The organism is Pseudoalteromonas sp. T1lg76 (genome assembly GCF_002964725.1).
Classification (GTDB): Bacteria; Pseudomonadota; Gammaproteobacteria; order Enterobacterales; family Alteromonadaceae; genus Pseudoalteromonas.
In genome coordinates this window covers 77,490-87,248 of record NZ_PQCE01000014.1, presented here as the reverse complement: position 1 = coordinate 87,248, position 9,759 = coordinate 77,490, and the positions used below count along the sequence as shown (strand labels likewise).

Genomic DNA, 9,759 nt, shown 5'->3' with positions numbered 1-9,759 from the left:
ATGTAGAATAACTACACCACACATGTGCCGCCTTGTATAAATACACTACAAACTGCTGCAGAAACGAACAACAAAGGTCAACAGACCCTAAGGAGTAAGAAGTATGTTGAATAATACTGAGCATGGTTATGGCTGGATGCACATTGCCTTGCATTGGTTGATGGCCATCGCCGTCTTTGGGCTTTTTGGCTTAGGCCTGTATATGGTCGAGTTAAGCTATTACGACAGCTGGTATAAAGGGTCGGTTGATTTGCATAAAAGCATAGGCCTGACCTTAGCAATGCTGTTGGTGCTGCGTTTGGTCTGGCGTTTAACTCAGGCGCGACCTCAGCCGGTGGACCGCAGCTTAATATGGCAAAATCGTTTTGCCCACTGGGTGCATATCATTTTGTACCTGATATTGGTGGTGATACTTATTTCTGGCTATCTTATATCTACGGCAGATGGCCGCGGTATTGAGGTTTTTTCCTTGTTTAGCGTTCCTTCGCTAGGGGAGTTTGTTGACAACCAAGAAGATATTGCTGGCATGGTGCACGAATACGCGGCCTGGAGCCTGGTGATTCTTGCTGGTTTACATGCCTTGGCGGCCCTTAAACACCATTTTATTAATCGCGATCATACCCTAGTGCGTATGTTGAAAGCGAAAAAAGGAGATTAATGTGAATAAAGCTCTAACTAAACTAACTCTGGCTGCAGCCATGATGGCCGCCAGTGGTGCTGCCAGCGCGGCGGATTATGTTATCGATACCCAAGGTGCCCATGCTTTTGTGAATTTCAAAATTCAACATCTTGGCTATAGCTGGTTACATGGCCGCTTTAACACTTTTTCTGGCGACTTCAGCTATGATGCGCAAAAGCCGAATGAGTCCAAAATCAAGGTGGTGATCGACACCGCCAGTATCGACTCAAATCATGCCGAGCGTGATAAACATTTGCGCAGCGGTGATTTCCTCAATGTGAAAAAACACCCAACGGCCACCTTTACTAGCACCAATATTGAGTTTACTGATGCTGATAATGCCAAGGTAAGCGGTGAATTCACCCTAAATGGCGTGACAAAACCTATCAGCTTTGATGTAACCAAGGTGGGAGAAGGCAAAGATCCTTGGGGTGGCTATCGCGCCGGCTTTAGCGGCCACACACGCTTTGCCCTGGCCGATTATGGCATAGATCAAGACCTGGGGCCGGCCTCGACCCATGTGGAAATTGAATTGTCTATCGAAGGCGTGCGTAAATAACCTCCTTTCTAACACGCCTACAGCGCTTGTTGTAGGCGTGGTCTTAATGCCGTGGGCAACCATTGCAACATCACATCCTTGTAGGTGTCGCTTGCCACCACCTGCTGCAGTGCCGGTGCCAATACTTTTAACTGTTGTTTTCCTAATTCATTGTTACTGCAGGCGATATAGCCATAGCTTAGGGCCGGCGCTTCAGTGATAGGGAAAATACTGAGTTGCTCATCTAAACCCATTTTCTCGCTTAGATATTGAAATTCGCTGGGATAACTTAGCAAGATATCGAGACGTTTTTTGGCCAGCATATAGGTGAGGCTGGCAAGCACATCGCGCCCGGGTCGGGTTGTTAACTGGGATTTAGGTACCTGGCCTATCACAGTATCCAGCTCATTGCCGTAGGAGCGTCCCATGGGCAGGCCTAAACGCAGATGATGCTCGCTCAGCAAATGGGTCAGAGACTGAGGTGCGCCCGGGGTTAAGCCCAGTTTTTGTGCCACTTCTTTGTGCATCACCAGAGCCGGTGATAAACCTATGGTGGAATACTGTTCGCTAAAGTGTAATTCAGAGCGTCGTTGCTCGGTTTTATACAGGGATAATAAACAATAGGTGCTTTGCTTATGGCGCAGCTCGGTCAATAAATGGCTGCTGGGGATGGCCATATATTTAAAGTCATACTCCGGCAACCGCTGCTGGAGTAAGTGGATCACTTGTTCATCGCGCCCTTGGCCGACATTGGTGCCATTGAAAATATAGTAGGGTTCGAAATCTAGGGTGAGCCAGGTAATACTGTTGCTGTTTATCCCGTAAGCTGTGCTGGAAAGAAGCAGGGCGATCCCTAGGGTTAGACGTTGCCAAGGTCGCTGCCGAAAAGCTTGTTGTAAACCATGTCTTAGATACCGCATACAAGTTACCGCTAATACTAATCAACCTTTTGAGTCTAGCACCGCTATAATTTTAGACCCATGAAATATATATAAAAATGTAAATGTTAGGCCCAGCTATAATCTCCTGCCTGGCTATTAATATGATGAATAATCAATACGCTAGCCTGAAATTAGCCAAGTAACTAAGACCTTGGTATAACTTAAAAAAAGTGACCAGGAGCGCCCTTATGACCCAGCAGCAAAGTTTAGCGGTCGCCTATATAGATGGTGATGGCATAGGCCCCGATGTGATGCCCTTGGTACGAGGGTTAGTGGATCTTGTACTCGAGCGCTGTTATGACGGCAGACAGATAATTAGCTGGCAGCCGTTATTACTTGGCGAGCAGGCGGCCCGAGAGGGGGATGGTGAATGGTTCCCACAGGCCACCATATCAGCGCTGCGTGAACTTAAGGTAGCATTGAAAGGGCCCATGAGTAGTGCCATTGGGGGTGGCTTTCGCTCGCTTAACATTGCCCTGCGTGAAGAGCTGGATCTGTTTTGCAATATGCGGGTGATCAAGGCCTTACCCGGTTTACCTTCGCCGCTCAAAAATCCCGACGGCATAGATTTGGTGGTCTTTCGCGAATGCAGTGAAGATAGCTTTGCCAGTATCGAGCTGGCAGCCAATAGCCCGGATGCAGCACGTTTGATTGAGGTATTGGAGCAGGAGCTCGGCTACCATAGGCTACGCTTTGTCGATAACTGCGCTCTGGCCATTAAAAACTGCTCACAAGCGGCCACCGAGCGGCTGATAAAACAAGCCGCCGACTATGCCATTAGCCAGCGGCGAAAAAAAATCACCTTGGTGCATAAAAGTAATGCCTGGCAGCTCACCGAAGGCCAATTCCAACGCTGGGCGCTCGATTACCTGCGTAAAGATTATCAACTGACAGTAAGTGATTGTCAGCAGCACTATCTTTTGCCCGGTGCTGATGGCACTCAGATACAGGTTGAGCAGATGATGTTGGATCAGGTGATGCAGCGACTGCCGCAGCAGGCTGGCAGTTTTGATGTGATGGTGTGCAATAACCTGGCAGGAGATCTTATCGCTGATTTAGCTGCGTCCCTGGTCGGTGGCGTGGGGATCATCCCGAGCGTCAATTGCAACCAGGAGCTGGCCTTGTTTGAGCCCAGTCACGGGCCGTTTCGGCGTATTGCCGGTAGCGGCCTGGCCAATCCCTGTGCCAGTGTTTGGGCGGCGGTCTTGATGTTAGAGCACTTGCAGTTGGACGTGGCGGCATCAAGCCTGTTTGCCGCTTTGACTGAGGTGGTTGCCATCCATGAACAGCTGTTTCAACTTGATACGCGCAGTAGTCTCGAGCAGGGCGTACCCACAAAAGAGGTGATCGCCGCCATAATTAAGGCCTTGCCATGCTAAACAAAGCCTTGGTTGTTTTTGTTAAGCGGCAATCGCACCTTGGAGCAATTGGCGAGCACGTATGCGGGCGGCGTCCTTGCTGCCTAATCGCGGTGCCAGACCAAGTTCATCAAGCAGGATAAACAGCATGGAGACCGGAATGGGGCAGTTGTTTTCATCAAGAATATCCGCTTGTGTGTTGTTGACACTGGCGGCATTCGGGTAGTGCTCGCGTAGCGCATCCAAGGTCACACTGTTGTCGCCACAGGCGCGGCAGCGGCCACCAAACTCATCGTTAAGCTGTGCCAAGGCTTGATAAAATTCTTCAAGGTTCATGGGCGAAGCACAGGCTTGCAGCTGAGTGCGAATAAATAGATCTAACTCGGTATTAATATGAATGCAGTCGTAGTGTTTGTATTGGCGTCTTAGCATGGGTGCCTCCATCGGCTTGTTGTTGCTATATATTTACCTTAGGGCCAAACACTCTATTAATGAAATGGATGATATCGATTTTTGGTATTGATGCTGTAAATTATCTGTTTGAGTCTTAGGTGTACCGCTGCAATTGTTGTCTTAGCCAAATATGGGCCGGGCTATGGTGCACCAATGGGCTCCAGAGCATGGATACGCCAATGGGGACTATGGGGAAGGGTACGGCGCACAGGGCCAAAGGCGCGTTGCTGGTGGCGATAATATGCTCCGCTAAGCGTCTCGGCAGGGTGGCTATTAGTTGTGAGTTAGCACAGAGTGAGGGGATCAGGCTGTGATGGCGGGCGTAGACGCGAATATTGCGACGCTCGCCCAGTTGCACCAGGGCTTGATCAACCCAGCCTAATTTTTGCGGCTCGCGGTTTTTTATCATCGGCTCTGGACCAAAACCGCTGCGGTTAAGCCAGACATGCGGGCTGGCCAGATAGGTTTCAAGATCCAGACGTTGTTGCAGCGGGTGCTGCTGTGCACTCAGGCAGCAATAGTTATCCCGCCACAGGGTGGCCTGATGAAATGAGGCGGGCATACGGGTAAAGCGATCGATGGCGATATCGACCTGACCATGCTCAAGCTCACTGAGGGTGACATCGCTGGGGTTAATGAGGTCGATATTAATGCCCTGATAGGCACTGAGCACCTCGCTAATAAAGGGCACGAGCAAGGAAGCCACCAAAAACTCATTGGCCATAATGCGAAAGGTATGTTCGCTGCTGCTTGGGTCAAAGTCTTGTTCTTGTGTGGTGATAGCCTGCGCCAGGGTCAGAAAGTGTTCTAACTGGGGCTGCAAAGCCAGGGCTTTTTCGGTGCACATCATGACACTGCCACTGCGAACCAATAAAGGGTCGCCAAACAGATCGCGCAGCCGTTTCAGGGCGTTACTCATGGCACTTTGTGTCAGTGCCAGCCGGTTTGCTGCCGCAGAGACGCTGCGCTCCTCGATAAGGATATGCAAATACACCAACAGATTGAGATCGACCTGACGTAAGTTCATGCTATAGACACAAAAAAATAGAGGTACCTAATACTCTATCCTAGCTGCTGGAATAAAGCTAACCACAGCAACGGCTTAAGGTATTTTCATTGCTGATAGTGATTATTCGCCGCTGCTTGGAATAGCAGAAAAAGGAAGTAAGGGGAGAAAAGTTGCGGTGATGGCAGAGGGCATAATTAGTTAAAAGGCGCCTACTCGGCGCCTTAGTCTTTATGCTCTTTGGGCTGAGCTCATGCCATCACCCATGTACTTTTTTGCTTCTTCGTCGTCCTCCGAACGCAAACGCTCAAGCTCGGCATGGGTTTCAGCCAGGCTTGATTCCAACTCGCTAAGACGGCTTTGCGCCAGGGTAGCACTTTTAGACAAGCGCTCCAGCGTTGAAGTTGAATTTTGCTTCAAGAAGGTGATTTGTTCGCCTAGGCGTTTATTCTCATCAATAATACCCTGAGCTTCAGAGTCTTTATTCGCTAGGCGATCTTCAAGCTCTTTGATCTTTTGCTGGAATTGATCGTTACTGGCGGTCAAACGCTCAATGGTGGACGCCGAGTTATTCTTTAAGAAACGCACCTGCTCATGCAGTTTTTCATTGTCCTGCTGGGCTTGTGTATGGGTTTCTTTAAGTTCTTGCAGCTCTTGAGTTTGCGCCTTGTTTTGCTCACGCAGCTGACGAATGTCTTCGCGCTGGCTCTCTTGGTGCTTGGCGGCAATGGCGCTTTGCTCTTTGAGCATGCTGTTTTCAGTCTTCATGCGCTCAACTAAAGGCTGTTGCTCTTCTAACTGCTGTTGCAAACGTTCGATTTGCACGTCGATGTCAGATTTTTCCTGCTCTAGCTGGTTGTGCTTATGCGCAAGCTCGTCACGTTGTTGCAGTAATTCATCACGCTCTTGGGCAAGGGCTGCATAATCATTATCGAAGTTATCGATACGCTGTTTCAGAGTCGCAATTTTTTGTTCGTTTTCTGACTGGGCTTCTTCAAGTTGCTGTTCAACGCCGGCCAATTGATTTTTATGCTGCTCTAATTCGGCAGCTTGCGTATCAATTTGCTCCTGACGAGCGGCAATCTTGTCATTTAATTCTTCATTTTGCTGGGATAGTTTCTGATATTGCTGCTGCAAGTTATCCAGGCTTTGCACTGCGAGTTGCTCGGCCTGAACCATTTCTTCTAGCCGTGCCTGTACCGGGGCTAGCTGGGCATTGGCAAAAGCCTGAGACTGTGCCCTGAAGGCTTGCACAAATTGTTCTGAAAACTCAACTTCCATATCGCTTACCTTGGGTGGCTGCTCTGTATCTTGTGGACGAGCGGAGCGGTCTTCGCTGCGCCATTGGCGGTAATGTTCAAGCACGCTAGAGCGTTCTCCGTTAACACGTTGTAATAAAACTTCCAGTGTGATTGGCGTACCGGCGCGATGTAACTCATCACAAACGGTTTTAATTTCATTATATTGAGTCATCAATCTATCCTCCCAGCAGATTTTTTAGGATAGCATTAAAACTGCGGCTGATCAGAAATTCTAATAAAAATATTCTAGTTAATTTCTCAGCAGCGGCTCATAATTACTATTTTAGTTGTAGTTCTATCCTAACAGGTACTACCTCAATCATACTACGACAATTTGGTATTACACAATGCTAACAATTGATTTAAATGAAAATAAACAGCTAGTTATAGTTGAGTCAGCAAGGGTTCAGGCAAAAAAAGAGCAATTACTGATAAAAGTGCGTGCTGCGGGCGTTAATCGCGCCGATTTATTGCAGCGTCAGGGTCATTATCCGCCACCACCCGGGGACAGCCCTACTTTAGGCTTAGAAGTGTGTGGTGAAGTGGTCGCCCTAGGTGAAGGAGCCGACAATAAATGGCTGGGTCAACAGGTGATGGCGCTATGTGCTGGCGGCGGTTATGGTCAGTTTGTGGCCGTGGATCAGGGTCACTGTCTGACGCTACCTTCTAAATTTAGCGCCTTGGAAGGGGCGGGCTTCTGTGAGGTGTTTTTAACCGCCTATGATGCTCTGCGCCAGTATCCTGGGTTTGGCGCCGGGCACACCCTCTTGGTTCATGGTGGCGCCAGTGGAGTTGGCACTGCTGCGATCAAGTTGGCCAAGTATTTTGGCGCCAAGGTGGTGGTCACTGTGGGTAATGAGCAAAAACGCCAGGCTTGCTTGCAACTTGGTGCAGATGTGGCGATAAACTATCGTCAAAACGATTGGTGGGAACAAATGCGCGCCGAGGGTTTGAATGCCGACTTGGTGATAGATCCGGTTGCCGGTGACTACCTTAATGCCAATCTTAAGGTTTTGGCTCAGGACGGCAAAATCGTCATTTTAGCCATGCTCGGCGGGCGTTATTGTCAGCAACTGGATATCGCCAGGGTATTACAAAAGCGTGCATCCATAATCGGCTCTACCTTGCGTAATCGCAGCAGCGAGTATAAATCGGTTTTGGTTAAGGAGCTGCATCAAAGGTGCGAAGCGGGCATGCTCAGTGGTGAGTTAACGCCTGTGATCGACTCGGTTTACCCTTGGAGGGATGCGGATCAAGCCCATCAGCGTTTGGCGCAAAACGCCAATATAGGCAAGGTGATCTTGGTGCATAAATAGAAAAGGCCAGCATTATGCTGGCCTTTAATCATTGTACTGACTGGTGAGGAGTTTACATCACTCGCATACCTGGCTTGGCGCCGTCATGAGGTTCCAGCAGGTAGATTTCATCCTTGCCAGGGCCTGCCGCAAGCACCATGCCTTCAGAAAGACCAAAGCGCATCTTACGCGGCTTCAGGTTGGCAACCATCACAGTTAGTTTGCCAATCAGCTGCTCTGGGCTGTACGCAGATTTAATGCCGGAAAATACCTGACGTTGCTGACCACCCAGATCCAGGGTGAGCTTAAGCAGCTTATCGGCACCTTCAACATGCTCGGCATTGGCGATGAGGGCTACGCGCAGGTCTACCTTGGCAAAGTCATCAAACTCGATCTCATCCGCCAGCGGATCTTTTTTCAACTCGCCGTTGTCGGCTATTTGCTCTAGTGCTTGGCTTTGTGGCGCCAGGCTTTCTTTCGATTCATCGACCATGGTATTAACCTTATCCATTTCAACACGCTGCATCAGCGCTTTAAATTTGTTGATAGGCTGACCCAATAGCGGCTTATCGACACCATCCCATGCCAGGTCATCGTTTAAGAAGTCGCTAACATTGGCGGCCATGCCCGGTAAAATTGGGCGCAAATAAGTCATCAGGATACGGAACAGATTTAAGCCAACGCTGCATACCTCATGGGCTTGCTGCGCGGTGTCTTCGTTTTTAGCCAGAACCCAAGGTGCTTGTGCATCAATATATTGGTTGGCTTTATCGGCCAGAGCCATAATGGTGCGTACCGCACGACCAAATTCACGGTTTTCATAGTGCTCGGCGATGGCGTTTTTGGCCGCCGCAAACTCGGCCAGCAGGGCCGGCTCGGCATTGGTGTCACTTAGCTTGCCATCGAACTTTTTAGTGATAAAACCGGCACAGCGGCTGGCGATATTTACTACCTTACCGACAAGATCTGAGTTAACGCGCTGGGCGAAATCTTCCAGGTTTAAATCCAAATCGGTAATGCCACCGCTTAGTTTCGCGGCAAAGTAATAACGCAAGTATTCAGGGTCGAGATGATCCAGGTAAGTACGAGCCTTAATAAAGGTGCCTTTTGACTTAGACATCTTGGCGCCATTGACGGTTACAAAACCATGGGCGAAGACATTGGTTGGCTTTCTAAAACCGGCGCCTTCAAGCATGGCCGGCCAAAACAGGCTGTGGAAGTAAATAATGTCTTTACCGATAAAGTGATACAGCTCAGCGTCGGAATCTTCGCGCCAAAAGGCATCAAAGTCGATACCGTTTTTATCACACAGGTTTTTAAAGCTGGCCATATAGCCGATAGGGGCGTCCAACCACACATAGAAGTATTTACCCGGTGCGCCTGGGATTTCAAAACCGAAATAAGGCGCATCGCGGCTGATATCCCACTGCTGCAGGCCATCGGCAAACCACTCGTCAAGCTTGTTGGCCATCTCTTCTTGAATACTGCCCGAATGCAGCCAACCTTTAAGCATGCCTTCAAAGGCAGGCAGGTCGAAGAAATAATGCTCCGAGTCGCGCAGCACTGGGGTGGCGCCTGACATCGCAGAGCGTGGTGATTTCAGTTCAGTCGGCGAGTAGGTGGCGCCACAGACATCACAGCTGTCGCCGTTTTGGTCTTCTGCATCACAGCTTGGGCAGGTGCCGGTTACGAAGCGATCCGGTAGGAAGATTTGTTTTTCCGGGTCGAACAACTGCGAGATGGTGCGCTTTTTAATATAGCCACCGTCGTTAAGGCGGTTATAAATAAGTTCGCTTAGCGCCTTATTCTCATCCGAGTGGGTGCTGTGGTAGTTATCAAACTCGATATTAAAATCGGCAAAGTCACGTTGGCGTTCAACGCTAACCTTGGCAACCATTTCCTCAGGGCTGATCCCTTGCTTCTGTGCGTTAAGCATGATCGGCGTGCCGTGGGCATCGTCCGCACACACATAATAGGTTTCATGTCCTTGGGACTTTTGAAAGCGAGCCCAAATATCGGTTTGAATGTACTCAAGCATGTGACCCAGGTGTGTAGGACCGTTTGCATAAGGCAGGGCGCTTGTAATGAGAATTTTTCTCTTTGCCATAAGGTGCTTATTCCATCTCAGATAGGCTCACCCAGATCATCGACTCAAGGCGCTGTAGCGCGATGAAGTTTCGTTGCCTAG

General features: G+C 49.3%; 9 protein-coding genes. 4 read left to right on the top strand and 5 right to left on the bottom strand.

Annotated elements, in window-relative coordinates:
• The first annotated feature begins 103 nt into the window (after positions 1 to 103).
• Both C2M35_RS06675 and C2M35_RS06670 read left to right on the top strand, forming a co-directional pair.
• Positions 104 to 658, top strand: coding sequence for a cytochrome b (locus C2M35_RS06675; RefSeq protein WP_105199792.1), 555 nt, complete (start codon positions 104 to 106; stop codon positions 656 to 658).
• A 1-nt stretch (position 659) separates the two neighbouring features.
• Positions 660 to 1,238, top strand: coding sequence for a YceI family protein (locus tag C2M35_RS06670; RefSeq protein WP_267894731.1), 579 nt, complete (start codon positions 660 to 662; stop codon positions 1,236 to 1,238).
• A gap of 17 nt (positions 1,239 to 1,255) precedes the next feature.
• On the opposite strand, the gene C2M35_RS06665 is transcribed toward C2M35_RS06670, so the two are convergent.
• Entirely contained in the window at positions 1,256 to 2,137 is an 882-nt protein-coding gene (locus C2M35_RS06665; RefSeq protein WP_105264906.1) for a TIGR02285 family protein, read from the bottom strand.
• Positions 2,138 to 2,346: 209 nt separating this feature from the next.
• Here C2M35_RS06665 and C2M35_RS06660 point away from each other — a divergent pair, with 209 nt between their 5' ends.
• Complete coding sequence (locus C2M35_RS06660) at positions 2,347 to 3,537, top strand: isocitrate/isopropylmalate family dehydrogenase (RefSeq protein ID WP_105264905.1); 1,191 nt, start codon at positions 2,347 to 2,349, stop codon at positions 3,535 to 3,537.
• Positions 3,538 to 3,558: 21 nt separating this feature from the next.
• Here the strand turns inward: C2M35_RS06660 and C2M35_RS06655 are convergent, their stop codons facing one another.
• From C2M35_RS06655 to C2M35_RS06645, 3 genes are all read right to left on the bottom strand, one after another.
• A complete protein-coding gene (locus C2M35_RS06655) occupies positions 3,559 to 3,948 on the bottom strand; it encodes a hypothetical protein (protein ID WP_105199795.1) in 390 nt (129 codons plus the stop codon).
• 115 nt (positions 3,949 to 4,063) lie between these two features.
• Positions 4,064 to 4,996 (bottom strand): LysR family transcriptional regulator, encoded by a 933-nt coding sequence (locus C2M35_RS06650; protein WP_105213530.1) that lies wholly within the window; start codon positions 4,994 to 4,996, stop codon positions 4,064 to 4,066.
• A 210-nt stretch (positions 4,997 to 5,206) separates the two neighbouring features.
• Positions 5,207 to 6,448 carry a DNA-binding protein gene (locus C2M35_RS06645; RefSeq protein WP_105199797.1) on the bottom strand — a complete coding sequence of 414 codons (1,242 nt, stop codon included), beginning with the start codon at positions 6,446 to 6,448 and terminating at the stop codon, positions 5,207 to 5,209.
• Positions 6,449 to 6,623: 175 nt separating this feature from the next.
• On the opposite strand from C2M35_RS06645, the gene C2M35_RS06640 reads away from it, so the two are divergent.
• Positions 6,624 to 7,592, top strand: coding sequence for an NAD(P)H-quinone oxidoreductase (locus C2M35_RS06640; RefSeq protein WP_105264904.1), 969 nt, complete (start codon positions 6,624 to 6,626; stop codon positions 7,590 to 7,592).
• 52 nt (positions 7,593 to 7,644) lie between these two features.
• Here C2M35_RS06640 and metG read toward each other — a convergent pair whose 3' ends face one another.
• On the bottom strand, positions 7,645 to 9,678 hold the full coding sequence (gene metG, locus C2M35_RS06635) for a methionine--tRNA ligase (RefSeq protein ID WP_105264903.1): 2,034 nt from the start codon (positions 9,676 to 9,678) through the stop codon (positions 7,645 to 7,647).
• Positions 9,679 to 9,759: the final 81 nt, after the last annotated feature.

What these genes read in the sequence shown, in the direction of transcription:
- C2M35_RS06675 (WP_105199792.1), top strand. Translation starts at nt 104, where the DNA reads ATGTTGAATAATACTGAGCATGGTTATGGCTGGATGCACATTGCCTTG.
- C2M35_RS06665 (WP_105264906.1), bottom strand. Translation starts at nt 2,137, where the DNA reads ATGCGGTATCTAAGACATGGTTTACAACAAGCTTTTCGGCAGCGACCT.
- C2M35_RS06660 (WP_105264905.1), top strand. Translation starts at nt 2,347, where the DNA reads ATGACCCAGCAGCAAAGTTTAGCGGTCGCCTATATAGATGGTGATGGC.
- C2M35_RS06655 (WP_105199795.1), bottom strand. Translation starts at nt 3,948, where the DNA reads ATGCTAAGACGCCAATACAAACACTACGACTGCATTCATATTAATACC.
- C2M35_RS06650 (WP_105213530.1), bottom strand. Translation starts at nt 4,996, where the DNA reads ATGAACTTACGTCAGGTCGATCTCAATCTGTTGGTGTATTTGCATATC.
- C2M35_RS06645 (WP_105199797.1), bottom strand. Translation starts at nt 6,448, where the DNA reads ATGACTCAATATAATGAAATTAAAACCGTTTGTGATGAGTTACATCGC.
- C2M35_RS06640 (WP_105264904.1), top strand. Translation starts at nt 6,624, where the DNA reads ATGCTAACAATTGATTTAAATGAAAATAAACAGCTAGTTATAGTTGAG.
- metG (WP_105264903.1), bottom strand. Translation starts at nt 9,678, where the DNA reads ATGGCAAAGAGAAAAATTCTCATTACAAGCGCCCTGCCTTATGCAAAC.